At 38.0% G+C, this 26,854-nt stretch carries 22 protein-coding genes; 6 read left to right on the forward strand and 16 right to left on the reverse strand.

The annotated features are described in order from the left end of the window. Nucleotides 1-505 precede the first annotated feature (505 nt). Both ureC and VB733_RS12085 read left to right on the forward strand, forming a co-directional pair. Nucleotides 506-2,233: an urease subunit alpha gene (ureC, locus tag VB733_RS12080; RefSeq protein ID WP_323340330.1), complete on the forward strand. Its 1,728-nt coding sequence runs from the start codon at nt 506-508 to the stop codon at nt 2,231-2,233. A 97-nt stretch (nt 2,234-2,330) separates the two neighbouring features. Then, entirely contained in the window at nt 2,331-3,080 is a 750-nt protein-coding gene (locus tag VB733_RS12085; RefSeq protein WP_323340331.1) for a Uma2 family endonuclease, read from the forward strand. A gap of 40 nt (nt 3,081-3,120) precedes the next feature. On the opposite strand, the gene trxA is transcribed toward VB733_RS12085, so the two are convergent. Beyond that, entirely contained in the window at nt 3,121-3,444 is a 324-nt protein-coding gene (trxA, locus tag VB733_RS12090) for a thioredoxin (RefSeq protein ID WP_323340332.1), read from the reverse strand. Nucleotides 3,445-4,378: 934 nt separating this feature from the next. Here trxA and VB733_RS12095 point away from each other — a divergent pair. Together VB733_RS12095 and VB733_RS12100 are read left to right on the forward strand one after the other, a co-directional pair. Continuing rightward, on the forward strand, nt 4,379-4,669 hold the full coding sequence (locus VB733_RS12095) for a nucleotidyltransferase family protein (protein WP_323340333.1): 291 nt from the start codon (nt 4,379-4,381) through the stop codon (nt 4,667-4,669). Then, nucleotides 4,666-5,001 (forward strand): DUF86 domain-containing protein, encoded by a 336-nt coding sequence (locus VB733_RS12100; RefSeq protein WP_323340334.1) that lies wholly within the window; start codon nt 4,666-4,668, stop codon nt 4,999-5,001. The genes VB733_RS12095 and VB733_RS12100 overlap by 4 nt, the downstream gene beginning before the upstream one ends. A 130-nt stretch (nt 5,002-5,131) precedes the next feature. Here the strand turns inward: VB733_RS12100 and VB733_RS12105 are convergent, their stop codons facing one another. Continuing rightward, nucleotides 5,132-5,383 (reverse strand): hypothetical protein, encoded by a 252-nt coding sequence (locus VB733_RS12105; protein WP_323340335.1) that lies wholly within the window; start codon nt 5,381-5,383, stop codon nt 5,132-5,134. A 186-nt stretch (nt 5,384-5,569) separates the two neighbouring features. Between VB733_RS12105 and VB733_RS12110 the strand changes: the two genes are divergently transcribed. Together VB733_RS12110 and VB733_RS12115 are read left to right on the forward strand one after the other, a co-directional pair. Next, entirely contained in the window at nt 5,570-6,670 is a 1,101-nt protein-coding gene (locus VB733_RS12110; protein WP_323340336.1) for a hybrid sensor histidine kinase/response regulator, read from the forward strand. A 251-nt stretch (nt 6,671-6,921) separates the two neighbouring features. After that, nucleotides 6,922-8,298, forward strand: a complete 1,377-nt coding sequence (locus VB733_RS12115) for an aldehyde dehydrogenase (RefSeq protein ID WP_323340337.1) — start codon at nt 6,922-6,924, stop codon at nt 8,296-8,298. Nucleotides 8,299-8,404: 106 nt separating this feature from the next. On the opposite strand, the gene VB733_RS12120 is transcribed toward VB733_RS12115, so the two are convergent. The 14 genes from VB733_RS12120 to VB733_RS12185 form a co-directional block, all read right to left on the reverse strand. Then, nucleotides 8,405-8,542: a hypothetical protein gene (locus tag VB733_RS12120; protein WP_323340338.1), complete on the reverse strand. Its 138-nt coding sequence runs from the start codon at nt 8,540-8,542 to the stop codon at nt 8,405-8,407. A 32-nt stretch (nt 8,543-8,574) separates the two neighbouring features. After that, entirely contained in the window at nt 8,575-10,785 is a 2,211-nt protein-coding gene (locus VB733_RS12125; RefSeq protein WP_323340339.1) for a polysaccharide biosynthesis tyrosine autokinase, read from the reverse strand. 83 nt (nt 10,786-10,868) lie between these two features. Beyond that, a complete protein-coding gene (locus VB733_RS12130; protein ID WP_323340340.1) occupies nt 10,869-12,368 on the reverse strand; it encodes a DUF4091 domain-containing protein in 1,500 nt (499 codons plus the stop codon). 314 nt (nt 12,369-12,682) lie between these two features. Next, on the reverse strand, nt 12,683-13,855 hold the full coding sequence (locus VB733_RS12135; RefSeq protein WP_323340341.1) for a glycosyltransferase family 2 protein: 1,173 nt from the start codon (nt 13,853-13,855) through the stop codon (nt 12,683-12,685). An 11-nt stretch (nt 13,856-13,866) separates the two neighbouring features. Then, entirely contained in the window at nt 13,867-14,643 is a 777-nt protein-coding gene (locus tag VB733_RS12140) for a polysaccharide deacetylase family protein (protein WP_323340342.1), read from the reverse strand. A 36-nt stretch (nt 14,644-14,679) separates the two neighbouring features. After that, on the reverse strand, nt 14,680-15,996 hold the full coding sequence (locus VB733_RS12145) for a glycosyltransferase family 4 protein (protein ID WP_323340343.1): 1,317 nt from the start codon (nt 15,994-15,996) through the stop codon (nt 14,680-14,682). A gap of 40 nt (nt 15,997-16,036) precedes the next feature. Beyond that, on the reverse strand, nt 16,037-17,038 hold the full coding sequence (locus VB733_RS12150; RefSeq protein WP_323340344.1) for a GNAT family N-acetyltransferase: 1,002 nt from the start codon (nt 17,036-17,038) through the stop codon (nt 16,037-16,039). 68 nt (nt 17,039-17,106) lie between these two features. Next, complete coding sequence (asnB, locus tag VB733_RS12155; protein WP_323340345.1) at nt 17,107-19,056, reverse strand: asparagine synthase (glutamine-hydrolyzing); 1,950 nt, start codon at nt 19,054-19,056, stop codon at nt 17,107-17,109. Nucleotides 19,057-19,108: 52 nt separating this feature from the next. Then, the gene (locus VB733_RS12160) at nt 19,109-20,251 is read right to left on the reverse strand and encodes an O-antigen ligase family protein (protein ID WP_323340346.1); all 1,143 of its coding nucleotides are present in this window, start codon (nt 20,249-20,251) and stop codon (nt 19,109-19,111) included. Between the two features lie 202 nt (nt 20,252-20,453). Further along, on the reverse strand, nt 20,454-21,623 hold the full coding sequence (locus VB733_RS12165; protein ID WP_323340347.1) for a glycosyltransferase: 1,170 nt from the start codon (nt 21,621-21,623) through the stop codon (nt 20,454-20,456). A gap of 32 nt (nt 21,624-21,655) precedes the next feature. Further along, nucleotides 21,656-22,795, reverse strand: a complete 1,140-nt coding sequence (locus tag VB733_RS12170) for a glycosyltransferase family 4 protein (RefSeq protein WP_323340348.1) — start codon at nt 22,793-22,795, stop codon at nt 21,656-21,658. Between the two features lie 78 nt (nt 22,796-22,873). Continuing rightward, complete coding sequence (locus VB733_RS12175; RefSeq protein WP_323340349.1) at nt 22,874-23,707, reverse strand: class I SAM-dependent methyltransferase; 834 nt, start codon at nt 23,705-23,707, stop codon at nt 22,874-22,876. Between the two features lie 112 nt (nt 23,708-23,819). Beyond that, nucleotides 23,820-25,202, reverse strand: coding sequence for a murein biosynthesis integral membrane protein MurJ (murJ, locus tag VB733_RS12180; RefSeq protein ID WP_323340350.1), 1,383 nt, complete (start codon nt 25,200-25,202; stop codon nt 23,820-23,822). 51 nt (nt 25,203-25,253) lie between these two features. After that, nucleotides 25,254-26,666 carry a sugar transferase gene (locus VB733_RS12185; RefSeq protein WP_323340351.1) on the reverse strand — a complete coding sequence of 471 codons (1,413 nt, stop codon included), beginning with the start codon at nt 26,664-26,666 and terminating at the stop codon, nt 25,254-25,256. Between the last annotated feature and the right edge of the window lie 188 nt (nt 26,667-26,854).

The following is a 26,854-nucleotide window of genomic DNA, read 5'->3' on the forward strand; positions in this document are numbered from 1 at the left end:
CAATTAATTAGTGATTATTTCATCGTGATTGGAGAGGAAGATAGTATCAACGCTGGGTAGTTAAATGACTCACAGGAACAACGAGCAGTTATAAACCCAGGTTAAAATTTGTTGAATGCGATCGCTTCAAAGAATCAAAACGAAACTAATAGTTTGCCTACTTTCCTAGACAAAAAATATTTCTGATTACTATTCCAATTGCTATAAAGCTCTGTACCTTAAGGTGGACAATCCCAACTATTTGAAGCTATTGGAGAGATCGTTACCTGTGACATTACTCAAACCTATTTACTACTAAAATTAATGAAAAACCGCTCATTGCTGGAAAGGATCATACCATAGCGTCTTTACAATTTGCAATATAAAGTCCGCAAAGCCTCACATATCTGCTAAAGCAATTTCCCGACATTACCATCACAGCAAAATTATAAATTTATACAAAATTTCCTCTTAATATTCCTAAACTTGCCCAAAAATAATCAAAGCAACACCCCAGGAGTGCATTATGCCTTACAGAATGTCCCGTCGTGCCTACGCAGAAACATTCGGTCCCACCGTCGGAGATAAAATTAGACTCGCAGACACTGAATTATTTATTGAAGTCGATCGCGATTTTACAACTTATGGTGATGAAGTAAAATTCGGTGGTGGTAAAGTCATTCGTGATGGCATGGGACAATCTCCAATCTCCAATGCTGATGGTGCTGTGGATACCGTGATTACCAACGCTGTCATTCTCGATTGGTGGGGTGTTGTTAAGGCTGATATTGGCATCAAGGATGGCAAAATATTTAAAATTGGCAAAGCGGGAAATCCCTACATTCAGGACAATATAGATATTATTATTGGTCCCGGAACCGAAGCGATCGCTGGAGAAGGAATGATTCTCACGGCAGGAGGCATTGATTCCCACATCCATTTTATCTGTCCGCAGCAAATTGAAGTGGCGATCGCATCGGGAATTACAACTATGATTGGTGGGGGTACGGGACCAGCAACGGGTACAAATGCGACAACTTGCACACCAGGGGCTTGGAATATATACCGAATGCTACAAGCGGCTGATGCTTTTCCTATAAATTTAGGATTTTTAGGTAAAGGTAATACCAGTCAACCCCAGGGACTAATTGAACAAATTCATGCCGGAGCAATGGGGTTAAAGTTACATGAAGATTGGGGAACGACTCCAGCGACAATTGATACTTGTTTAGCTGTCGCTGATGATTACGATGTCCAGGTTGCCATACATACCGATACCCTCAACGAAGCCGGATTTGTTGAAGATACTATTGCCGCCTTCAAAAATCGTGTCATTCACACCTACCATACCGAAGGTGCAGGGGGAGGACACGCACCAGATATTATCAAAGTCTGTCAAGAAGCAAATGTTTTACCATCATCCACAAATCCCACTCGTCCTTACACAGTAAATACCCTTGATGAACATTTGGATATGCTGATGGTGTGTCATCACCTGGATGCAGATATCCCCGAAGATGTGGCTTTTGCTGAGTCACGCATCCGTCGAGAAACCATTGCTGCTGAGGATATTCTGCATGATTTAGGGGCGTTTAGTATGATTGCCTCCGACTCACAGGCGATGGGACGGGTAGGAGAGGTAATAATTCGCACTTGGCAAACTGCCCATAAAATGAAAGTTCAACGGGGGAATCTCTCCTCAAGCTCGGCAATTTCGGGAGAAGAACTTAGAGCAGATAATTTTCGGGCACAGAGATATGTCGCAAAATATACAATAAATCCAGCGATCGCCCATGGGATTGCTGAGTATGTGGGTTCCGTGGAAGCGGGTAAACTGGCAGATTTGTGTTTGTGGAAGCCTGCTTTTTTTGGCGTAAAACCAGAGATGGTGATTAAAGGAGGTTTTATTGCTTGGGCACAAATGGGTGATGCCAATGCAAGTATTCCCACACCCCAACCTGTACATATGCGATCGATGTTTGGTAGTTTCGGGGGGGCGAGACATGCAACTTCACTGACGTTTGTTTCTAAAGCTGCTTTAAAGCGAGAAATTCCTGACAAATTGGGTTTGCAAAAGCAAGCTGTGGCTGTATCAGGAATCCGCAAATTAAGTAAGGGAGATATGAAATTAAATGATGCGATGCCACGTATTGAAGTTGATGCGGAGACTTATGAAGTACGTGCAGATGGAGAATTATTGACTTGCGAACCGGCAACGATTTTACCAATGGCGCAAAGGTACTTTTTGTTTTGAGGCTAAAAATTTATATCTGGATTGTCATCGACCAAGGGGCGATCGCAATTATGTAGAATAGAAACTACGAACAACCATTATGCAGGCAGGCTTCCCCATGTTAGCCAATTCAGCCACATATCAAATTACCTGGGAAAAATTACCAGACGATTTTGTTTTAGACGACGAACCTGTGGATAATATTAATCAACCTCCCCTTGCAGCTGCATTGACTGAAAGCTTAGAACTTGCGGGAAAATTACCAGTTAATGCTTTAACTACAACTAATTACGGCATTTGTGCCACTTTAAATCATAAAATTGTCGTCAAAGCACCTGATTGGGGATATGTACCAGCAATTCGGGTTCCGCGAGATGAAGTTATCCGCAGTTATACCCCCCAACTGCAAGGTGATATTCCTGTGATTGTCATGGAATTTATTTCTGACACTGAAGGAACAGAATATTCCAGCAAACCAACCTATCCACCAGGAAAATGGTTTTTCTACGAACAAGTCCTCAAGGTTCCTAACTATGCCATTTTTGAACCCAGCAACGGCACATTGGAAGTTTATAAATTAGACAATTTAGGTAATTACGAATTGCAAACTCCCGATGCCAATAACCGCTATTCAATTACCCAGATGAACCTATTTTTGGGTGTATGGCAAGGTATGCGGGAAAATCGTGATGGTTTTTGGTTGCGGTGGTGGGATGAAAACGGAGAATTATTGCTTTGGGGTGCGGAAGTCGCAATACAAGAGAGACAACGTGCGGAAACGGAGAGACAACGTGCGGAGGTAGAAAAGCAACGTGCAGAAAGATTAGCACAACAATTACGGGCTGCTGGCATTGAACCCGAAGTCTAAATGTTTTCATGCCAGAGTGTAAATCTTTTTAGAAAAGTGCCTAAAGTAGATTTGTTACAGCTGTGGAGAATCTTTCATAGGTTGTTACTCCAACAATGGTTTCCATCAAGTTTCCATCTTTGTAAATCATCACTGCTGGAATACTGCGGATACCCAACCTTTTGGCAAGGGTTTTACTCTGGTCGAGGTCTACTTTTGCTACTTTAGCACTACCTGCATATTCTTGAGCTAATTTATCCATCAAAGGAGCAATCATCTTGCAAGGACCGCACCAAGTTGCTGTAAAGTCAAATACAAGCACTCCACTGTCAGGTGTCAAAAGTGAGTCAAATTCTTCTTCTTGAATATATTCAACTGTTTGCATGAGATATTCCCTTTATTTTTTATTGATGTTGATATTGATTCTTGTCGCAGATTCAGACAAAATTTAGTACAAAGCTTCTTCTTGATAGGTTTTAATTATGCAATTAGGCGTTGCTGAATTGATGAGTGAATCTCAAGTCAAGACGCTATATGTAAATATTCCATTAACGCCACAAACCTTAATAATATTATCATTTATTGAGTTGATATAATTATGAAAAATTAGAAATGCGATAACTTCGTTGAGTTGTGCTAACGCAATCCCCAAAAAACCTTATAAAGTTAAGGCGATAACTAGCTCATCCGGGGTAGCTTTGTCAAGAAAGACTGATAGCGATCGCATAACTCTACAAATCCACAAAAAGCGATCGCAATTTTTTTAAAACTTGCACCCCAAACTAGAGTTTTCATTCTTCATTGTCATCTAATAAATCAGCTTTTAAGTCAGCGAATTTCCCCCTTTTTGCCGTACATACTTTTAAAGCCTTCAAAGTATTAGTAGCATTGAGCGCAATCTCTGCACGTCTTTTTCTATGCGTCTTTTCTTAATCAACTCAAATAACATATCTTGTTCTTCTTCTGATAATTCTTCTACACAATCGATTACCGCTTAAAAGTTGAAATTATTACTCATGTTTAAAATGTGGGAATGACTGTTAATTTCCACTCAATATAATATTTCTGACATTATAATATCGCGATGGCGATCGAACTTCCCTAAAAACCTCAAAATCGAAAGCGCGATAAGCGAAGCTTAATGCCAAAGGCATATCGCATTCCACAAAACTCTTTAAAACCAAATGCAATAGCATCTCACAAAAGCCCTTTCAAATCGAAATGCGATCAGCCCAGCTTAATACCTAAGAACAAAGCGCACGCTCCACGAACGGCATATCGTATATCATTAAGAATAAGAGAAAAACAAGTATTGAGTCATGAATATATATGAAATTCTGCGAACCAAACGAGAAGATATTTTGCAGATTGCTGCAAAGTATGGTGCATACAATATTAGAATTTTTGGTTCAGTAGCTCGTCGTGAAGCTGATGTTCACAGCGATATAGATTTTTTGGTGGAAATGGAGTCAGGACGTAGCTTGTTCGATTTGGGTGGATTATTGATGGAATTGCAGGATACACTTGGCTGTGAAGTTGATGTCGTTACGGAGAAAGGATTGCGATCGCGCATTCGAGAGCGAGTATTAAATGAAGCAATTCCATTATGAGAGATAATCGTGAAAAGCTGCGCGATATTTTAGAAGCGATTGAGCGCATAAATAAATATGCAATTCAAGGTCGAAAAGCTTTTGAAGAAAACGAACTAATTCAAACTTGGTTTATTCAACACCTACAAATCATTGGAGAAGCATCACGTGTATTATCTGCTGATATTCGCGAGGAAAATCCACAAGTTCCTTGGTCACAGATGATTGGAATGCGAAATATTTTAACCCATAACTACTTTGAAATAGATTTGGATGTTGTTTGGTTGGTTATAGAACGGGAATTACCAAAACTCAAGCCTCAAATCGAAGCAATTTTACAATCATTATCTTAAATCTTGCAATTGCGATCGCACTTCCAAAAATAGTACAAACGAAATGCGATAAGCGAAGCTTAATGCCAAAGGCATATCGTACTCTATAAAAAACCTTCAAATCTAATCTGATAAGCGGAGCTTAATGCCATCAGCATATCTTCATTCCAAAAACTTCTGCAAATGCAGGTTGAGATTTCTTCTGCAAAGCTTGAAAAGCCTGAGTAATCGGACGGCAGCCACGTATAATCAAATCCTTAACAGCACCAAAACTACTATCAACTTTTTCTATAGGTATATCACCAGGAGAAGATACGCGCCCAATTGGCATGTCAGGTACTTCCACAGCAACTAAAATAGTTTTGCCATCTCCTGTATCAAGTTCGATTAGTTTACGTGCCATGATTAAATTTGTAAGTGATTATTTTTATCAAATGCCATTTATATCGTATATACAGTAACAAGATTCATGTATCCAAGCAAAGAATCACTCTCTAGCAGGAGGGTAATTTCCAAAACTGTACCAAAATAGTGATATAAATAAAACTTATTTATATTAATTTGATTTAAACCTATACATCCTAACTAAATGAATTCCCTGACATCTCACTCAGATAAAATCCTTGTTGTTGATGATTCTCCAGATAATGTCTTTCTCATTAGAACGATTCTGGAGGAAGAAGGTTATGTAGTTAGCACCGCAGAAAATGGTGCTACAGCTTTAGCAAAAATTGCAGAATCTAGCTTTGATTTAGTCTTGCTAGATTTGATGATGCCGGGGATGGATGGTTATGAAGTTACTCGCCGTGTGCGTGAAAATAAGGAGTTGCGGTTTATGCCGATTCTGCTCATAACCGCTCACGATTCCCCTAATGTTGCCCAGGGATTAGATTTGGGTGCTGATGACTTTATTCGCAAGCCCGTTACAGTCGATGAATTGATGGCAAGGGTGCGTTCTCTATTACGTCTAAAGCATAGTATTGATGAACGTGATGAAATTGCCAAGCAGCGTGAAGATTTTGTCTCCCGTCTTACCCATGACTTACGCACACCATTAGTCGCAGCAGAAAGGATGCTGGAATTATTACAACAGGGTGCTTTAGGGGAGCTTTCGCCGCAAATGAGTGAGATTATTACTATTATGGGGCGAAGTAATAGTAATCTGTTAGCGATGGTAAATACTCTATTAGAAGTTTACCGTTTTGAAGCTGGACGGAAAACTCTGGCTTTTCAACCTGTGAATCTCTATCAACTATTACAAGAAGTCGTCGGAGAGTTGACTCCTCTGGCACAGCCAAAAGGACTAGCGATACACTCAGAATTACATGGGGAAACAAATTCATGTGTGGTAAACTGCGATCGCTTGGAACTTCATCGTCTATTTACTAATTTAATTGGTAATGCGATCAAATTTACCGATAAGGGTACAGTAGCTATTGATATTACTCCCATAAGGAATAGTCATGAATCTGTGAGGATAGAGATTAAAGATACGGGTATGGGTATTTCTCTCGAAGAACAAGCTGATTTATTTGAAAGATTTCGCCAAGGAAGTCACAAACGTCAAGGAAGTGGTTTAGGGTTATATCTTTCCCGTCGTATTGTTGAAGCGCATAACGGTAAAATTCAAATGCAATCGGAGGTTGGTAAAGGCAGTACATTTATCATTGATTTACCAGTTAAGCAATAATTAATTGGTTGAATTATGAATGCTCAGTTTTTATTGGTTGGTAAATTTTTTATTTATAAGTTTTTAGACTTAGATTTAGCTTTGGACTTTTAACTGTTTAATCTAAATTTTGATTCTCTATTATATTATTTCAATAGTAAGCTGCGACGTATCTAATTTGTATATAAGACGCGGGCAGGATGCCCGCACTACTTATACAATTTAGCTGCACATCAGCTTATAACCAAAATTGTAGGACATGTATTAACATTATGTCACCTCAGATATTAATTAGCGATGTACTCCGTGAACAACGTCAATATTTTCGGGCAGGTGCAACTAAAAGTGTTGATTTTCGTATTGCCCAACTTCAAGCTCTTAAACAAGTAGTAATTGAGCATGAAAGTGAAATTCTTGAAGCATTAAAAGCTGATTTAAATAAACCGGAATTTGAAGCTTATACTTCCGAATTTTCTTTCGTTATTCAAGAAATTAATTATGCACTAAAAAATATTAAAAATTGGGCGAAAACGAAAAAAGTCTCAATTCCTTTGATTCTGTCACCTGCATCCGCACAAATGATTCCTGAGCCTCTAGGAGTTGTTTTAATTATTGGACCTTGGAACTATCCTTTCCAACTAAGTTTACTACCATTAATTGGCGCGATCGCATCTGGTAATTGTGCAGTTATTAAACCTTCTGAATTTGCTCCGCATACCTCTCATTTAGTTGCAGAAATTATTTCTAAAAACTTCCCCCAAGAGTATATATCGGTAGTTGAAGGAGATGTTGAAATTAGCAAACAATTACTCCAAGAAAAATTTGATCATATCTTTTTTACAGGTAGTACAGCTACAGGTAAAATTATCATGGCAGCAGCCGCAAAACACCTCACACCTGTAACTTTAGAATTGGGCGGGAAAAGCCCTTGTATTGTTGATAAGGAGATTAATTTAGAAGTTACAGCACGTCGAATTGCCTGGGGTAAATTTTATAATGCGGGACAAACTTGTATCGCTCCAGATTATGTTTTAATTAACAAAGATATTAAAAAAGAATTCTTAAAAAACATCGAAAAATGTATTCAAGAATTTTATGGAGACAACCCCAAAAATAGCCCAGACTATGCTCGGATAATTAATCAAAGGCAATTTTCGAGAGTCGCTAATTTATTGCAAGGTGATATTCGTATTGGCGGTGAAATAAATGCGGATGAACTCTACATATCGCCGACAGTAATTGATAACGTTACTTGGGAAGATACAATTATGCAGGATGAAATTTTTGCTCCGATTCTGCCTGTAATTGAATATGTAGATATTAATGATGTGATAGATAAAATTAATTTGCGTCCTAAACCATTAGCCTTATATATATTCTCTAAAAATAAGAAATTTCAGCAAAAAATATTGTCTGAAACCTCCTCTGGAGGCGTGTGCATTAATGATGTGATAAAACAATTTTCCGCATCAAATTTAGCTTTTGGTGGTGTGGGTGATAGTGGTATTGGTAGCTATCATGGGAAAGCTAGTTTTGATACTTTCTCCCACTATAAATCTGTGGTTAACAGAAAATTTTTCTTGGATGCAAGCATATTATATGCTCCTTATGCAGGAAAGCTGAGTTTATTGAAAAAACTATTAGGTTGATAAGTTTTATTCCTCTAGGAGGATGTTTTAAAAAGAGGAGTTTGGTTACAAACCTCTAAGGTAGTAGTTTTGAGATCAGGGTTGGGGACTATAATATTAGAGAAAATCACCAAAGCGATCGCTTACCCAAACCAAACTCAGGATTATGGATTAAATAAGGTGCAAAAGCGGGGTTTCGACTTAAAAGAGCCACTTCGTCATTTGTTATTCCCCGCGTCCCCTTCTCTCCGTGTCCGCCTTTCATGCTTGCCGATGAAAAAATTTCATCGGGACTGCCTACCTCTTCACTCCCAAATCTAAATCCTCAACACTAACTCTATCAACACTTTTTTGAGAATAATACTCTTCATTATTAAAATAGTAGTTGCTGTAGGGTTCGTTTTTGGGAATGATGCCATTCACAACTTGTCCTAAAACATTTTGACCGGATTTTTCTAATAGTTCTTTCGCAAATCCCGCGTTAATCACATCAGCCACACCTGGACGAACTACAAATAAAAGACCATCTGCCATTTGCCCAAGACTAGCTGCGTCAGCCCCAACACTGAGAGATGGAGTGTCGAGAATTACAATATCGAAAATATCTCTAAATGAGTCAATTAACGTTCCCATACGTCTGGAATCGAGTAAAGAACCTGGGCTAGGGGGAACTAGACCGGAAGGAAGAACGTATAAATTATCCATGACTTGGGTAATAGCCGATCGCATATCCGATTGTCCGACAATGACGTTGCTCAAGCCTTCGTTATTTGCTAAATCCCAGATTTGATGTTGGACAGGATGATGTAAATCACCATCTACCAGTAAAACACGACGTTCCATTTGGGCGATTGCCATTGCTAAGTTTGCAGCGACGGTTGATTTTCCTTCTTGGGGAACTGAACTTGTGACAACAATAACTTTAAGTTCTTTATCGGCACTGACATATTTGAGGTTTGCCCGCAGCATTCGATAAGCTTCACTTGCAGGCGATCGGGGCATATCCCGAACCACAAGTCTCGGAATTGATGGTTCCATCTCATCGTTAGCCTGGAAAAAGGACGATTTGGGTTTGCTAAATGAAGGAATTACACCTAGTAAGGTGAATCCCATGAATTCCTTAGCTTCATCAATACTCTTAATATATTTATCGCGGGTTTCTAATAAATATATAGTTGCGATCGCAGCCAATGACCCCAATAAGCCCGCACTCAAGTAATTAATAGCGGGAGATGAAAGTGGCACATCCGGAATTTCGGCTTTACTGATAATTTGGGCATTACCCAAATTTTGATTCTCAGCAATGCGGCTTTCTTGTAGTTTTTGCAGTAGCAAAGAATAAGTCGATTGAGCAGCCTGAACTTTACGTTCTAGCTCGCGTTGTCGTTGTTCTAATCTGGGTAAATTATCTAGTCGTTGTCGGTATTTTGTCTCTAAACCAGATAGTGTTGCTAATTGACTGACTAATCCTGAACTTTGGGATTCTAATCTGACAAGTTCTCCCGCCAGTTGTTGTTTTAGTTCACCAATTTGTAAGTTGGTATTCGCTTTAACTTTTCCACCACTAGCAACCTGTCCCACTTTATTTTTGAGCAGATTTTTTAATCCGTTAATTTTATTTTCTAATTTAATAATTTCTGGATGTGAATCTCGAAAAATTTCACGTTTCGATACCAATTCTAAATCTAGCTGTTGAATTTGTTTAGTAAGTTCGTTAATTCCCTCAGATTGACTGATTGAGGTTATTGTTACAGCTTGGGCTGATGACATTCCTAAACGATTCCGAATCGATTGCGACTGACTGTTGACATCGGCAACTTTTGATTTTGTGTCACCAATCTGTGTTTGCAATTGAGTTAGCATTTCCACTGATTTTGTCGCTTCCTCTTGCAAAGACACAATTCTATTTTTTTCCTTAAAATCGCGTAATTCTGCTTCATTTTTACGAACAACTAACTCTGCGCTTGGTACTTGTTTTTCTAAAAATTTACGTGCAGAACTAATAGCACTGCGATTATAAGCAATATTATGCTCTAAATATGCTGTCATCAGCGTGTTGACAACATCAGCAGATACTTCTGGATTAGTATCATTATAAGAAACTTGTAAAACATCAGTTCCTCTGACATCTTTAACACTCAGTTTTTTCAGAAAATCACGAGTTTTTATTGGTGCGCCTTTATTATCTTTTAAATTGAGCCTATCAATGGTTTTTCTAATAATTGGAAATGAGCGTATAACTTCTGCTTCGGTATTTAAAGGATTGGTTTTTTGATCTTGAACAACAGGCTCTAACTTAGCAACTTCCGTACCTACACCAGTTAATGTTGAAATGGTATTTGTGCGCTGAAATTGTAATTTGCCCTGGGCTTGGTAGGAGGGCTTTTTCATCGAAGAAACAACTAGTGATATTAACAAAATTGGGAAAAATACGCTCAACGCTGGTATCCAGCGTCTCTGAAGAATATGCCAATATTTATCAAATGTAAATGATTCTTGATTTTCCATCTTTTTAACTTCCTTATATCCTGATATTTTTATTGGGAGAACTTCAGTTTAAACTAGCGATCCTTTTGACTGGGAAGATTTCGTCAGTTTTTTGTTGTAGTTTTTATTCTCTCTATTCCTTTAGCTAATCGATTCCGTACTGATAATATAACTTGGGGTTTTTGTGTCCAATTACGCCAATCACGTCCAACAGATTTACTCAGTAGTAATGCGGATTTCTCTTGACCTAGACGTTTCATAATCTCCACATATTCATAATCCTCAACTCCCTCCCGCAGCCATTTCAGTCTCATAGACGGAACAATACCTTTCACCCCAACTTGTTCTCCGGGATAGACTAACATCCCATCACCAGGGTAAGGACGATTATTATCAAATTTATCAAAAAAAGTCCGCACATCATGCCAGGGATTGCTAGTCCACAAATCCATTCGCCAATATAGCAACCCTGTCAATCCCAAACTCTGACTAATGAAACCAGGTTGAATTCTGAAATTAATGGGCGCAAAATCAATCTGCCATTTAGGGGAATAACCATCTTGTACCAAAGCATTATAAGACCATACCTGATCCCCCTTTCGCAAAACTTGCTGTATTCTCTGGGCAGATTTTTCATAATCAATTGGCAAAACTACCCAAACATCAACTGCTGAACGACCTTTTCCCAAAGCATCATCATATAATTCAGGGACAGGAGGCATGACAACCAAGTTTGCATATCCAGCTTGATGAATAGCGCGCCCCCATTGCTTCATTGGTTCATAGAGATTTTTACAATTACCAATCTCATCTGCTGAATAGACATACTTAAATAAATCTGGTTGATGACGTGCTGCCTCAGCTTTAATCTCAGCTACCGATGGGGGTGGAGACATCCGACAATTTCCCAGTTCTGCTCCACTCCAAAAACCTAAATTCACTGACTTTAAGCCCCAGCGATCAATTAATTCTCTCTCTAATTCTGGCAAAGGACGAGAATTAAATTGGGGATTGAGCTTATGTTTGAGAATTTCCTGTGATGCTTGTTGAGTTTGCTCTCCCCAAAATAAAAAAGCAGAACTGAGTGATGGCTTTAAAGGTAGTTCAAAGTCCCATACTTGCAAATTAATCTCACCTCTGTTGGTTCCGCGATCGCTAGTCACCGTAAATGTACCCCTATATTCACCGGGAACGGTATCACGCGGCACATAAACATCCACCCAAATTGGCTGATTCTTGCCAGCCTCTAAGCTAAATGGAACAGCAGCAAAATTGTCAGTTGTTAAATATTTTCCTGTTAAATTATCCCCAAAAGGAATTAACCCATCAGCATACCAGCCTTTACCTAAAGATTTATTACTGCCTTGGCGATCGGGACTAGGATTTGTAACATAAACATAATGCTCTTTATAAAGTGTGATATTGTTATTAGCAATAATCTTATTGTTTGCACTTTTCAAATCAGAAACAGCAATATTCACATTATTTAGACTGCTTCCATGTGCTTGAATACCAATTTGAAATGGTTCATATTCTCCACGAGCAGCATACAGTTTAATCCTACTTGAGTTCCCTGGGCGATCGCTAATGCCAATGCGTTCCATCGCGGAAGTAGCCCACGCTCTCAAGGGTGATGAGGAAATAAACGACGATTTACTTATAGATGGATATAAATGTAAAGATGATAATAAAATAATGAATGTGATCAGAAAATATAAATAATTTTTTTTTTGTTTTACCATATAGTGTTACAAAAATAAATAAAATAAAACTGATATTTTTCAAATATAAACATCAGCTAATGTATCTCTTTCCACTTAACTGAAAGAATTAGGGCTGTTCTCAAAATCTTTATGAAATGCTACTTAAAGTAAGTCTCTACACTGATTAACAACAACCTCAATAAATTTTCTAAATATCAAACTGAACTCTGTTCCCTAGCTTTTTCCCAAGTTACATTTTGTTCACTTTTTATAAACCGGAGAAAGCCAACTAATGCAGAGAAATTCAGTAGACAAAAAACGTACGGAACATAGCACAATTTGGAGACTATTTTCAAAAAACCATATTTAGTCTGTTTTGTGGTCATCCCCACCATCGCTAAAGTATAAAATATGACCTGACTAGCCATGGTAATTGAATATAATGATGATATATTCACCAAATACAAATTGATGATGAGCATTGCAATTAATAGAAAAGGTGCAATGACTCGCAATAGCTTGTGGGAAAATAATTGCAATGCAATGCGGCTACTAAAGGGGTTAAAAAGTTTGCTCAAAATCCAAAAAATCTGATAATTTCCATAAAGAGTACGTACTTTACGTCGATATTCTTCTTGAGGATTATCAGCGACGATATCATAGGCTTTGGCATCAGCATCAAAAACTGCACGATATCCCTTTTGAATTATTTTTAAGGGAACAAACATATCATCGAGAATCACATTCTGGGGAATTGGCGTGAATAAATGATGACGAATTGCATAAATAGCCCCAGTAGCGCCTAGCATTGACTGGAATTTACTTTCACAAGCCCGTAGGAATTTCTCATATTTCCAATATAGACTGATTCCTTTCGCAGTTCCCCCTGCTACTGTCAATGGTTTGAAATGCAATTCACCACTCACACAACCTATATATTGATCATGAAAATTAGCTACCAGTTGGCGTATGGCATTTTTTTCAAAACTTTGACGTGCATCGGTGAAAATAATAATTTCATTTTTAGCTTGTTTTACTAAGTCATTAATTGTCGCCATTTTACCTCGGCGTTGCGAGTAGGCATAAAAAGCCAATATTGGGACTGAAAACTTTTGAACAATTTCATTTGTTTTATCTGTTGAGCCATCAGAACCAATAATGATTTCCATTTTGGAACTAGGATAATCTAAGGACAATAGATTTTGAATTTTATCTGCGATACAGTCTTCTTCATTATAAGCAGAGATAATAATTGAAACTGTTGGTTCAATCGGTAATTTATCAATTTTTTTTTCAAACAAGCCTGCAAGCAAGTAAATTAAAACTGGATAACCGAAATAGCAGTAAAGAATTAATAACGCTGATATCCAAAATAATAATTGCATCATTCTTTTGAGTTTTATTTACTAGATATGCTGATAAGAGTATTACGTAAACGGTTATAAGTTTCTCCGTTTAAGGATTTTTTGATAGTCTTTTTAACCTGATCTGATATTTGCTCACTAATAGGCTTGATTCCATAGATTGCTTTCTCAAATCGCTGATGATTCCAAGATGTTTTCACGGCAATTCTGTCCAAACAATCAGATTTTAAATTTTCCGGACGCTCAGAAATAAAGACGTGACGATAACCAGATGCATAGGCAATTTGCATCACTTTATCATTACAAAAACCTCGTGGTATCGACAATGTGTTAACTCCATCTCCCAGATGATTTACAAGAATTTTGAGAGAGTTGTAAAGCTCATCCTCCACTTGAACATCTGTTAAGTCAGTGAGAATAGGATGAGTCATACTATGAGAACCAATGATCATGCCAGCTTCTTGCATTTGATGCAGTTCATCCCACCCCATATAACCGGGTTTGCCAATCCTGTCTACAATCACAAAAAAATAAGCCTGAAAAATTAATTGCTGCAACACAGGTAATGCATGGATAAAGTTATTCATTTCTCCATCATCAAATGTTAAAATCACCTGTTTTTGAGAAGCAAATTTATCAATTTCTTCAATTGCGATCGCATGATATTGGTGTTGGGCAAGCCAATTCATTTGATATACAAAATTATTCAATGTTACATCATAAATTTCTGCTCCAATTTCACGACCTTCAGGAACTGATTGGAGGTCTGTTTTGATGCCATGATACATTAAAATAGGAATAGAGTTGTTCATTTATCATTACCTACAAATAAGCTAAGTTTTATATATTTATAGACCTAAATCAGAATCTTTCTTCTCAGTTAGTAACTTGAACCAGCGTTGTTGCAACTCTGCAATAATTTGCTCAATATCAAAGTTTTTTCTCAAATGTTGGTAAGCCGCTTCATTAATCTGATTCATCTGCTCTGGATTTGAAAATGCTTGTTGAATCAATTTCGCCGCAGTATCTATATCATGTTGTGGGACAATATAACCATGTACTTTGTCACTAATAAGTTCTTCAATACCAGGTGTATGACTGATAACACACAAACATTGACAGGCTATTGCTTCCTTCACTACATTAGGAAGTCTTTCTGCTTTGTAAAATGACATAAACAGAAAAATTTCTGCTAAAGCCATTTCTTGAAAAATTTCATTGTGAGTAACAAAGCCTCGAAAATCAACTGCATGGCTAATATTTAGAGACTGAGCTAAAGCTTGTAAATTTTTTCTTTCTGGTCCATCTCCCAAGACTATAAGTGATGCATCAGGATATTGTTCTAACACTTGTTTAAAAGCTTTGAGAGTATCACTAAAACCTTTTTCTGGGATTAACCTTCCAGCAGTAACAATGCGTCGTTTAATTTTGGCTTTTTTCTCAGGAATCTTCCGAAAATCTATCCCATGATATGACAATAATATTTGTTCTTTAGGAATACCATACTTTTCAATTGCTGGGATATTGTCTGCTGTAATTGTATGAACTAGATCGGCATTTCGAGCAACATCCCCAGTATAGGAATCCTGAGATTGGAATTCTGAATTATAAATATCATGGGCAACAAATGATATTGTCACCACAGTCTTAGGTAAGTAGTTTTGTATTAAGTAACCAACTAAAGATGGAAAATGAGACCAATACAAATGGACAATGTCAGGGTTGTGTTGTCGGGCAGAATCATATATCTGTAAGCTACGAGGTACAAGTATTAAGCTTTTGAATAAATTAATTGGTCTTTTCCAGGAATGTTTGAAAATCCACACCATGAAGTCAATTAATATTAGTGGATTTTTGCAACCAATCCATAATCCTTGTAAAGAATAGATGAGAGAATTATGTGTAGTCCATATGTCTGAAATACCCCTCTCTACCACTAATTTCGAGAATAATTTAGGGGTTGGACGCAATCCATGTATCGCAACTTTTAAGCCAGCATTTCTCATGGTATGAACATCATTAGATGCGAAGGTTTCTGATATGCCTGGAAATATCATAGTGATAATCCAAACTTCCATATTTGAATCCTTGATAAAACTCTGATGATGCAAACTTTGTTCCTGTTTAGCAGAATTAATTTCTGGTTCTACTTGTTTATAAGGCATAACTATTTACTGCTAAGTAATAATTTATGAATTTATGAATTTATGACTTATTTAGTCCTGCTAATTTTTGCTTTTTATCAGCTAAAAATTTGCCAAAATTACGCAGTTTTTCCAGAGTATGATACTTTGACTTTCGTCCCCATGGAATTGCAATCTCAGATACAACTCCATATTTTCTCTTATAGTCTCTTGCTCCCGCCATATCCAAAATAGAAACACCCCTTGACTTCCAATAACGCATAGCAAACCATATTAGTGCTTCATTTGGACGAAGATCTTGATAGGTCCGATAACTCGCTCCTCCCCAAAAAAACATTGTGTCATTTAAGGCAGGAAAAATTCCAGTTGCAATGCAGTTATTGTTGCCATCTTTAGCTCTGAGCAACAGCAATTGAGAAGTAGGCAAAAGATTCCTAATTAGGCTTTTTACACGTTCCTTGGGATAAGTTGGTACTAGCTTTTGTTTAGCAAACACATCTTGCAATTGGGAATAATAATCATCAGCAAATGATAAGTCTTCAGCAATTTCTATACTGACACCGAGTTTTTTTGCTTTCCTGATACTCCAACGACAAGAAGAGGACATGGATGCAAAAATATGATCTTCATCTTGACTTAAATCGATTTCAAAGTTAGGGAAAAAATCACATTTATATCCAGCTTTCAATAAATCATCTGTATTTAAGTGTCGATTCATTATTTCCAGATGAATGCAGTTTAAATCATTAAATGCAAAATTTTCTAAAGCAATTAATGCATCAACATTCCGTATGGATGGATGTAAATTGAATCCCATGTATGATGTTGTCCATCCTGGAAAGGGAGAGCCTAATATCCGCAATCCAAATTTTTTTATAATCAGCCCTGTGAAGTATCCTACTGGGATATTTTCATTTTCAATGACTGCAACAACAGGTTCTGCATCTTGTGTTTCCTTGACAAAATTCAACCAATTTACTGTCTGGAAAATACTAGGAGTTGCAAAACTCTCTAACTCTGTCAATTGTTGGTAATCGATTCGAGAAAATTTGAGGTTACCCATAGTTTAATTTACCTTTTTTTGAACAAACAATCATAGTCAGGTGCTGAATATCTATAATGCAAACTAAGTTAACAATGATGCTCAAACCATGCTTGAAACATGAGAATGTTCCACAAGCTATATTGCCAGTTGCGATCGCCTGACAGATGCTCAGTCCATTTTTGGCGGATTGGCTGTGGGTTAAATAATTCTTCTTGTTGTAACCGTCGCTCATCTAACAGTGCTTCTGCCCAATCTCGTAACGGACCACGCAACCAGTCACCGATTGGTACACCAAATCCCATTTTGGGACGATCTATCAAATGTGGAGGAATATAACGGTGTAAAACTTGGCGCAATAGCCATTTGCCCTGGTTATTCCTGATTCTCATTGCATCTGGCAGTCGCCAAGCAAACTCGACAACACGGTGATCTAATAAGGGAATTCGCCCCTCTAAGCTGACTCCCATGCTTGCCCGATCAACTTTGACGAGGATATCATCGGGCAAATAAGTTTCTGTATCCAGGTACATCATCCATTGGATAAAGTCTGGTAAAGTTGCCCAAAGCCCCTGATTATTGAAGATTGTTTGAGGTTCTTTACCACCAATGACGACTTTTGATGGTTCTTGCCAGTCGGAATCTAATTTCATATATAGAGTTTCTGGGGTTTCAGCCCGCAAAAGTTCAGAAACTCGGTTGAGTGTGTAGCCCAATTTGCCTAATTTGGGTTTGGTAAGCATTGTTTGCCCTTGATGATGAGAATTTCGTCCCCAACTTTGTGCTTCTAAATTGGTTAAGGCTTGGGCTACAGTTTGACGAATTGGTGCGGGTATCCAACCCATTGTTTGCCAGAGGTTTTGTCCCCGTAGATAACGCCCATATCCACCAAACAATTCATCTCCACCATCTCCTGACAAACTGACTGTCACATATTGTTTAGCGAGTTGTGAAACCAGAAAGGTAGGAATTTGAGAGACATCTGCAAACGGTTCATCATAGAGGGTAGGTAGCTGAGGAATTGTTGCTAATGCTTCTTCTGGAGTGACGTATAATTCCGTATGTTCTGTACCTAGGTGTTGGGCAACTGCTTTTGCATACTGCGCTTCATTGTAAGTATCTTCCTGAAAACCAATGCTGAAGGTTTTTATTGGTTGACAACTTTGAGCTTGCATTAGTGCTACCACAGTGGAGGAGTCAATACCACCGGATAGAAAGGCTCCCAGGGGAACATCAGCAACCATGCGTAATCCAACTGCATCCTGTAACAATGAATCAAGATGATTGATGGCATCTTGTTCTGAACCAAGAAACGGATCGGCAATACCAGATTCTGCCACTGCTTTGATAGACCAATAAGATTGGGGTAAGGAATGATCTGCTCCTCCCTGCCAACTCAGTGTGGTTCCCGGAGGTAGTTTATAAATTCCCTTGTAGATGGAATGGGGTGTGGGGATATATTTCAATCGCAACAAAGAGGTTAAAGCATCCCTATTAATCTCTGGTTGAAATTGAGGATGGGCAGCTAGGGCTTTTAATTCCGAGCCAAAAACGAGAGTTTGTCCCAACCAGCCATAATATAATGGCTTTTCTCCCAAGCGATCGCGCCCTAAATGTAATACCCTTTCTTGCCGATCCCAAAGGGCAAAAGCAAACATCCCGTTCAACTTTTGGATTGCCGATTGCAGTCCCCATTGGCAAAAACTCGCCAGCATCACTTCCGTATCAGAATGTCCGCGAAATGAGTGCCCTAATTGCTCTAACTTCTGTTTTAGTTCTAAAAAGTTGTAGATTTCCCCATTAAAAACTATGATGTAGCGACCATTAGCAGACATCATTGGTTGATGTCCTTCTGGGGAGAGGTCTAAAATGGCTAAACGTTGATGTCCCAGGGCAATCCCCGCAGCTGCGTCAACCCAACAACCGGAGTCATCTGGTCCGCGATGCTGGAGAGTGCGTGTCATCCTCTGAGCGAGCGATCGCAGAGAGTCAGCATTCATTTGTTTTGTTGAGTCTAGAAATCCAGTAACACCACACATTTGTTAAACCAATAAATGTATTTTTTTAATTATTTTGAATGAATTTTTTTATTTATCCACGCACTACACGATTAGTCGGTATTGCAGTTTGATCTTTTTTAAAATTATTTAGGGCTTGCTGAGAACAAATTTGGCGGCTACTTTCACTCATCACAGCCATCAAAGCGAATGGGATCAGATAATATAACAGAGACAAAACCGTATGGGAAAACAAACTGACGAACAAAATAAATATGGTAAAAATAATACCTATTTTGCGGGTTTCACCGCGAGCGCGATGGGTCACAGCATATGTGGCTAAGGGCAAAATCAGAATTCCCACTATTCCATATTCTGCTGCATAGAGTAAAAACATATTATGAGTAGAAACAGAAAATTTTGTGATGCTGTAATCAAAAGTTGAACCAATTCCATAGCCAAAGATTGGACGTTCTAAGAACATTTCCCACCCTTTTTCTGCAACTGCTTTACGTTCAATAGTTGACTCATCTTCCACAACATCACCTCCATCAATCATACTTTCAACTCTTTGCAGTGCAATGGAGTCAAGTTGATTATGAATATTTACACTGTCGCCAATCGATCCTAGTTGAGTAGCAAAAAACAGTATCAATCCTATTCCAACAACCCATAAAAGAGATTTTTGCAAGGAAACAATGCGAGTTATACTCATCATCATGACTACTACAACCCAAGCTAGAATACCTCCGCGAGAGAAAGTCGAAATCACTCCCAAACCAACTATTACTACCCAAAGAAAACGTAATTTTTTGGGGAGCATCTCTACTGTCAAAATCATGCCCAGGATTAATGCATTGGCACAATCATTGGGGTCGAGATAAAAACCTACTGCACGCCCCTCTACAAGACCACCAAAGGCAGATGGATTGGCAATGTGGTACAAATTATTGAAAACTCCCATCCCTATGGCAGACATTAAAACATATTTTGTCCAATTTTGAATTCGCCGATCTGCGAATAAAAAAGTCGTTACCAATAAAAATAAAGTTGAAGAAGAACGATCTATAAATATTCGTAGTGAAGATTCAGATGGGGGGAAAAATGAGTAGGAAAAGAAGGCAAGTAGGAAAAAGCCAAGACACCACCACAATATTGATATTGGTGGATATTCACCCTTTTTCCGAATTATCAAGACGGGAATCGTGAGAATAATATAAGGTATAATCCACCCCACAGGACTAATTATGAAAAGCTTAGTTACCAAGTAGGTATCTAGACGTGTAAAAAAGAAAAATATAACACCAACAATTAAAAAATACTGGTAATATAGTAAGTAATTATGTATCTCCTTCTTTGCCATAAAATTATAGTTTTCGCAATAGTATTTTCATTGAATTAATTATTTTTTTGATGTACGATTATTCCCTTACACCAACCTAATTGTGATTAAATAAGCTCAAAAGATTAGACTCAGTTTTTTGTAGAAGTTGGGGTACTGAGAAATTTTCAACAATTCGCTGTCGAACCTCACTTTGAGTGTAATTGCCAAGACTCATTTCCATGATTAATTGCAAAACGGCACTTTGCAAAGCCTGTGGTTTGCCCGGTGGAATGACAAAACCCTGATTACCCAAAATCCAGGCAGAATCTCCCACGTCAGTAACTATACAAGGCTTACCACAAGCCATTGCTTCACCGATCGCATTGGAAAACCCTTCCCCATAAGCAGAGGTGGAAACAACTATATCTAATGCGTTGTAGATATCAGTCATATCTGACCTCGCTCCTGTCCAAATTACGCGATCGCTAATACCAAGCTGCTTAGTTAGTTCGTAGATTTGCTTGGCATAATCTGGTTGTTGTTCCTTGCCAATGCAAACAAAACGCAAATCCTGCCGTTCTTGACAAAGCAGAGCAGCAGCTTGCAAAAAAGTTGTATGGTCTTTCATGGGAGCAAGCCGTCCCACCAAACCAATTAAAATTGTATTGGGTAAAATATCCCATTCTTTGCGGATGCTTAATCTTGCTTGGGGATTGATTTGAAAGCGATCGATATCAATACCGTTGGGAATTACGGTGATATTTTCTGCTGGAAAACCTTTCAATAAATGGTACTTTTGACCAGCGTAAGAATTAACAATAATCAAATCAGCAAACCTAGCCAACTTCCGTTCTAACTGGAGAAGAGTGTTTTGGGCACCATCCCAGTTGACAAATTGCTTATCTTTCTTCTGATTCGGCTGGATGATTCCCCAATTAGAATGACGAATCCCCCAAATTATCTTAGTTTTAGGTAAAAAAGGCTTTAAAAATATGGCGATAACATTAGAGTCCGGTAAATAAGTATGTAATACATCTGGTTGAATACGCCGTAGTTGGGAGAGTAACCTCCCCAAAAAAGCGATCGCGTCCCAACGTCCTTGTTTTTCTAAGGACACAATCTTGACTGTTGTACCAGTAAAATCTTTTTCAAAAGCACCATTGGGATAAAAACATAAAACAGTAACATCAAAACCTCTTACATCTAAAGCCTTTGCCAGGGTAACTAATTGTTTTTCTGCCCCACCATAGCTAAGTTCTCGAATTAAGAAAGCAATTTTTTTCATCTGTTTTTTGTTAATAAATTGCGCCGAATTTTTCAACTGGAGTACTTTGCTGTTGACCAAGAATATTCCTCTTTTAAAACTTTATCTATGAGGTACTCCCACTGATCCAGTACTTTGTCCAAGCTGAAACGCTCAAGTACTTCTGGTGCTTTTTTTGCCAGACGATTGCGCTCAGTTTCATCTGACATCAAACGACTCATTGCATCGGCTAATGCAGTCACATCTTCATTTGGCACAAGAATACCGTCAATCTCATCTCGAATCAGTTCTCGCACACCATGACAATCCGTAGCAATTACAGGTAAACCACAGACAAGGGCTTCTCCATGAGCCATGGGAAAACCCTCAAATCTTGATGGCATTACAAATAAATCCGAATTTTTCAGAATTGAGAACGGGGGATTAATTGCCCCTGTAAACACTACTTGTTCTGATAATCTCAGTTTATCTCTCAAGTTTTCTAAATCTTGTTTAAGCTCTCCTTCACCTAAGATTAATAGTTGCCAATCTGGATACTGAACAGCTATTTTTTGAAAAGCATTTAATAATATATCAAATCCTTTTTGTACGTTGAGTCTTCCCATGGATACGATCCATTTTTTATCTGGGTTAACTCCTGATGGTAATTGCAAGTTTTCTACAAGATATGGAATGGGAATAAATGGGTTATAAATAACTGTTTTTTTAGCTGCTGGTAAGCAATCAATCTCTTTATTTACATCTTGACTCACACTAACTAATTTAGTGAGATTTAAATATGCAAAATTCCGCAACATCTCCCAAGGCTGTTCACAAGGACATATCTTTGGACTAATATGTTCAGTGCCAATTTTGGGATATTTTGTTTGCAATAGTGCGAGAGAGGTAAAAATATTCATAGATCCCATAAAGGAAATGACAATATCTGTTTGAACCTCCCTCACTGCTCGCCTTAAGTAAATAAATCTGTGAATTGTATTCCATAACCCATGGAATACAGTTTTTGATGTCTGTTGTACATCGAGAGCAATCCGCTCAATTTCTGGCGGCAATGAGTAAAAGTCAGTATCTTTACCAGATAGTGTAATTACTGCAACATTATGTCCTCGCTGTAAAAAACCTTGTGCGAGCAGAACTAGAACTCTTTCTGCTCCACCGCTTGTAAGTCCTGGAATAATGAGAGTTATTCGCATATAATTACGCCAAATTTAAAGAACTAATCTCTGAAGATTGAAACAGGTTAAAACGGTTAAAGTAATTCTCTAATTTGATTATTTTCTGCCCACAATAATAATATTCAACAGCCATCTAAATAAGAGAGCTGATGCTATTTTTTTTCCCATTTTATATGGCAATTTAGATAGCATCCATTCGATAAGTATAAATGGATATGGACTAAAACCAATGAGAATACTTTTAAAGTTCTTGTAAATTTTTAAGTGAGAAAAACCAACTTCTGAAAAGAGGGTAGATAATTCAGTGATTGTATATTCTTTGAGGTGAAAACCCGTAGCGACTCGATCAAAATATTCTGATATATCGTGTGGACCATTCAACTTATTGGGTGTACAGCAAATATAAATGCCATCATCAGCAAGTACATGATAAATATTTCTCAATTGTTTCACAGCATCATCGGGATGCAAATGCTCCATGAGTTGATTACTGTATGCGATGGTAATTGATTCATCGGCAAGAGGAATGCTAGTTCCATCAGAAATAATCAATTCAAAATTTTGGGGTATAGCTTGTTGTTTTGTAATTGTTTCAGATACATCTAATGCGTAGACTTTTTCTACATATTTAGATATTTCCAAAGATAAGCTACAATCTCCTGCTCCTATTTCCAAGCACCTGGAATTGTTATGCAGAAAATTCCGCAATAATTTCATTTGATCTGATATATGCAATTTCCTCAATTGCAAGTCTTCCTTCCTCACAATTTGTGGGTGATCTGGCAATGATTGAAATAATTTTTCATAAAGAGAAGTATATAACCTTGTTCTCTCAGTTTCGTTACTGTTACGCAACTGTTCTGCCAGTTTCTTCTCCAGATTATAGTGTTCTCTAATTCTTTCAGCGCTTCTAGTTTCTTGGTTAAACATTTTTGCTCCTGTCTAAAATATATTTTGTTGTAATTTCATGAACTGAAATTTATTTGTGTGTGCTGGCTCTCACAATTTTTTGTACTTCAGAGATTTTTTTATGCATTAAATATTAAATGCTATTAGCAAAAATCATTTTCCTTAAATGTCTAATTGATGCAACTAAAAGAAAAACAAAGGAAAACAAGATTACACAACTTGTTGATAATGCAATTCCTTGAATGCCCACCCATTTCATAAATAAGTAGTTTAAGGCTATATTAATTATTAAGTTATAGACAGATACCCACATCAGAATGGAATTAAGGCATAGGGATGTTAACAATTTGACAATAAATATTAATGCTATGTAAAAAGGTATTTGTAATGCATAGGCAGATAGAATGTGTGCAACTAAATTAGTTTCCTGGGCGGTAAAAGCACCTCTTTGGAAAAGTATCTGGATAATTGGTTTAGAAAGCAGGATTAAAAGTCCTGTCAGGGGGATTGTAATGAGGAAGATTAACTGGATATAGGAACGTAAAGTATGCTTGACTCCTTGCCAATCACTAGATGCCACCATTTTAGAAAGATAGGGAATAGCCGCAGTACTAATGGCAGTAGATCCTAAGAGGATAGGGAATGAACTCACGCGACTGGCATAATTGAGAGCAGCCACACTTCCTGGTGCTAACATAGCTGCCATAGATTGGTCTACTAACGCAGTACTGCACATTAAAAGTGCCCCCATCATTGCTGGTGCATACTGTTTCACAACTTGTTGAAAAGCTGCACTCAAACCAAACCATTTGGGTCGAAGAACAATCCCTCTTCGATGAAGGACAACCCCTAAAACTATTACCTCTAAAACTACGCCGAGAACCAACCCGATCGCTAAAGCAAAAATCCCTAGTGACTGTTCAAATAAAAGCAGCAGTAAAATTGTTACTCCCGGTGATAATAAAGGTGAGATTGCTGCTATGGCGAATTTTTCTCCTGCATTCAATACCGCACTCAATAACATGATTATTCCAGTAAATAAAATCACTGGTGTAGTCATGTAAAACAGTTGATAGGTCAAAGCTAGTTTTTCCGGACTAAATCCTAGGGTCATCCAGGGTATATAGATAGGAGCAGTTATGATGATGAATAGAGTTGTTATTCCCAGTAGTGTAAGGCTGCAAAGTATTGCGCCAGAGAGAAGTTTTTCAGATTCTTTAAAGCCCTCTTGTTCCCTAACTTGAATATAAGTTGGAATCAGTGCTGCATTTAATGAACCAGCGATGACATTAACTATAAAGTTAGGGATAACTGAAGCGATTAAAAATGCATCTACTAAATCATTCGTACCAAACTTCCAGGCGACAATAGATTCTTTGGAAAAAGCAACAACTTTGACTAACATTGTACATAGACCAACTATGATCGCAGCACTTAAAATCTGGCGATTAATAGACCCTTTTGTGAATTGTTGCCACAATTTTCCAAACTGTTTTATCGAAAAATTTTTGTTCATTACTAACAACAAAATTATTTTGCTGATTAACTCCTAATTTATTCAAATTTTTTATCTACCTTTACCTAACAACACGACTCTAATTGTTTTAAAGGCGATCGCCAAATCTAACCAAAGGGAATAATTCTTGATGTAATAGAGGTCATAGGAAAGCTTTTCATAGGCATCCTCAATAGATGCACCGTAGGGATACATCACCTGTGCCCAGCCTGTAATTCCTGGTTTCACCAAGTAACGTACTTCATAATAGGGAATCGCTTCTTTGAGTTTGACATCAAATTCGGGTCTTTCTGGACGCGGACCAATCAAACTCATTTCGCCTCGTAGAACATTCCATATTTGGGGTAATTCGTCAATTCTCAACAAGCGTAACCAGTATCCAACTCTGGTAATCCGTGGATCACGTTGACTTGCCCACTGCGCTCCCCGCTTTTCTGCATCCTGATACATCGAACGAAATTTATAAACCCTAAATGGTTTGCCATAGAAGCCACTTCGTAGCTGACTGTAAAATATTGGGCCGGGGCTATCTAATCGAATTAGCAATGCGACTAACAAGAGAAGTGGTGCAACTAGTACCAGTAAAAACAGTATCAATATGATATCTATCACTCGCTTCAGCTTCATACTGAAATCACCAGGTATCAAGTTAAATCCTTCACTAAAAGCTAACCATTTATCTTGTAGTAAAGAGGAAGGAAGTTTAAACCAAAATGTTTCATAAGCATCCGGCAATCTATAAATCGGGATGCCTCGTAATCGTATCTGCATTAACTGTTGTGCCTGGGTCTCGGAAAATTCTACCTGAGTTGCAACGATGATTGCAGACCATGATTCCTGACTCCATGCCGACAAATCACTCAAATTACCCAAGTAACTGAGATTGGTATCTGGTAAGTCAATAGTTTCTTGGTTAGTCTCTGCGAGAACAGTCAACTTTCCCAAAGGATTCAGAACTAGTAATTTGTGTAAAAATTTGGTGGCGTTATCACCTGCTCCTAAAACCAACCAACGACTTTTTTGAGACTGCGATCGCACCCACTTCACCGCTACCAAACGCAATACCACAGCCCAGATAGTAAACATTCCCAAGCTAGGTAACAAGACACTCCGCCATGAAACTGGATTCTCTGGGCTAATACCTGACAAGTAAATTAGCGCAGAAATCAAGAATGCGATCGCCAGGTTACAAACAATAATTCGAGCAGGTGTTCTTAAACCCGCAATTTGCCTATCTGGATTATAAGCATTTGCTAAGTAAAATCCAGCAAGTACGATGCCCACAAATCCGTAAGGTAAGGGATCGAGCCAATTCAGAGGTTGATGAAAACGCAACCAAAAGCCAATGGCTAAACAAATAAATAATCCACAAATATCCCCCAAAAAGAACAATACTGGCAGATTACGAATGATATTTGGCAATCTAGTATTGACAGGGGAACGAACTTCACCTGCAAGAGTCATGGATTTTTCTTCCTATTTTTCAGTTTTCTGAATATTGATTGATTTTTATCAGTTTGCAAAATTGCTCTTTCATTCAGGCTTTCTTAGATATGGAGAATGCAGCCTAGTTATCAAGATGAATCATCATCTCTAAAGACACGCAACTAAAACATGATTGTGACACTGAATGAATATAATGAACAGTAAGC

This window comes from Calothrix sp. UHCC 0171 (assembly GCF_034931845.1).
In the GTDB taxonomy this organism is placed as follows: domain Bacteria; phylum Cyanobacteriota; class Cyanobacteriia; order Cyanobacteriales; family Nostocaceae; genus Brunnivagina.

Excerpts from the sequence above, each read along its gene's own strand:
- ureC (WP_323340330.1), top strand. The coding sequence starts at position 506 with ATGCCTTACAGAATGTCCCGTCGTGCCTACGCAGAAACATTCGGTCCC.
- VB733_RS12085 (WP_323340331.1), top strand. The coding sequence starts at position 2,331 with ATGTTAGCCAATTCAGCCACATATCAAATTACCTGGGAAAAATTACCA.
- trxA (WP_323340332.1), bottom strand. The coding sequence starts at position 3,444 with ATGCAAACAGTTGAATATATTCAAGAAGAAGAATTTGACTCACTTTTG.
- VB733_RS12095 (WP_323340333.1), top strand. The coding sequence starts at position 4,379 with ATGAATATATATGAAATTCTGCGAACCAAACGAGAAGATATTTTGCAG.
- VB733_RS12100 (WP_323340334.1), top strand. The coding sequence starts at position 4,666 with ATGAGAGATAATCGTGAAAAGCTGCGCGATATTTTAGAAGCGATTGAG.
- VB733_RS12105 (WP_323340335.1), bottom strand. The coding sequence starts at position 5,383 with ATGGCACGTAAACTAATCGAACTTGATACAGGAGATGGCAAAACTATT.
- VB733_RS12110 (WP_323340336.1), top strand. The coding sequence starts at position 5,570 with ATGAATTCCCTGACATCTCACTCAGATAAAATCCTTGTTGTTGATGAT.
- VB733_RS12115 (WP_323340337.1), top strand. The coding sequence starts at position 6,922 with ATGTCACCTCAGATATTAATTAGCGATGTACTCCGTGAACAACGTCAA.
- VB733_RS12120 (WP_323340338.1), bottom strand. The coding sequence starts at position 8,542 with ATGAAAGGCGGACACGGAGAGAAGGGGACGCGGGGAATAACAAATGAC.
- VB733_RS12125 (WP_323340339.1), bottom strand. The coding sequence starts at position 10,785 with ATGGAAAATCAAGAATCATTTACATTTGATAAATATTGGCATATTCTT.
- VB733_RS12130 (WP_323340340.1), bottom strand. The coding sequence starts at position 12,368 with ATGGAACGCATTGGCATTAGCGATCGCCCAGGGAACTCAAGTAGGATT.
- VB733_RS12135 (WP_323340341.1), bottom strand. The coding sequence starts at position 13,855 with ATGATGCAATTATTATTTTGGATATCAGCGTTATTAATTCTTTACTGC.
- VB733_RS12140 (WP_323340342.1), bottom strand. The coding sequence starts at position 14,643 with ATGAACAACTCTATTCCTATTTTAATGTATCATGGCATCAAAACAGAC.
- VB733_RS12145 (WP_323340343.1), bottom strand. The coding sequence starts at position 15,996 with ATGCCTTATAAACAAGTAGAACCAGAAATTAATTCTGCTAAACAGGAA.
- VB733_RS12150 (WP_323340344.1), bottom strand. The coding sequence starts at position 17,038 with ATGGGTAACCTCAAATTTTCTCGAATCGATTACCAACAATTGACAGAG.
- asnB (WP_323340345.1), bottom strand. The coding sequence starts at position 19,056 with ATGTGTGGTGTTACTGGATTTCTAGACTCAACAAAACAAATGAATGCT.
- VB733_RS12165 (WP_323340347.1), bottom strand. The coding sequence starts at position 21,623 with ATGAAAAAAATTGCTTTCTTAATTCGAGAACTTAGCTATGGTGGGGCA.
- VB733_RS12170 (WP_323340348.1), bottom strand. The coding sequence starts at position 22,795 with ATGCGAATAACTCTCATTATTCCAGGACTTACAAGCGGTGGAGCAGAA.
- VB733_RS12175 (WP_323340349.1), bottom strand. The coding sequence starts at position 23,707 with ATGTTTAACCAAGAAACTAGAAGCGCTGAAAGAATTAGAGAACACTAT.
- murJ (WP_323340350.1), bottom strand. The coding sequence starts at position 25,202 with ATGAACAAAAATTTTTCGATAAAACAGTTTGGAAAATTGTGGCAACAA.
- VB733_RS12185 (WP_323340351.1), bottom strand. The coding sequence starts at position 26,666 with ATGACTCTTGCAGGTGAAGTTCGTTCCCCTGTCAATACTAGATTGCCA.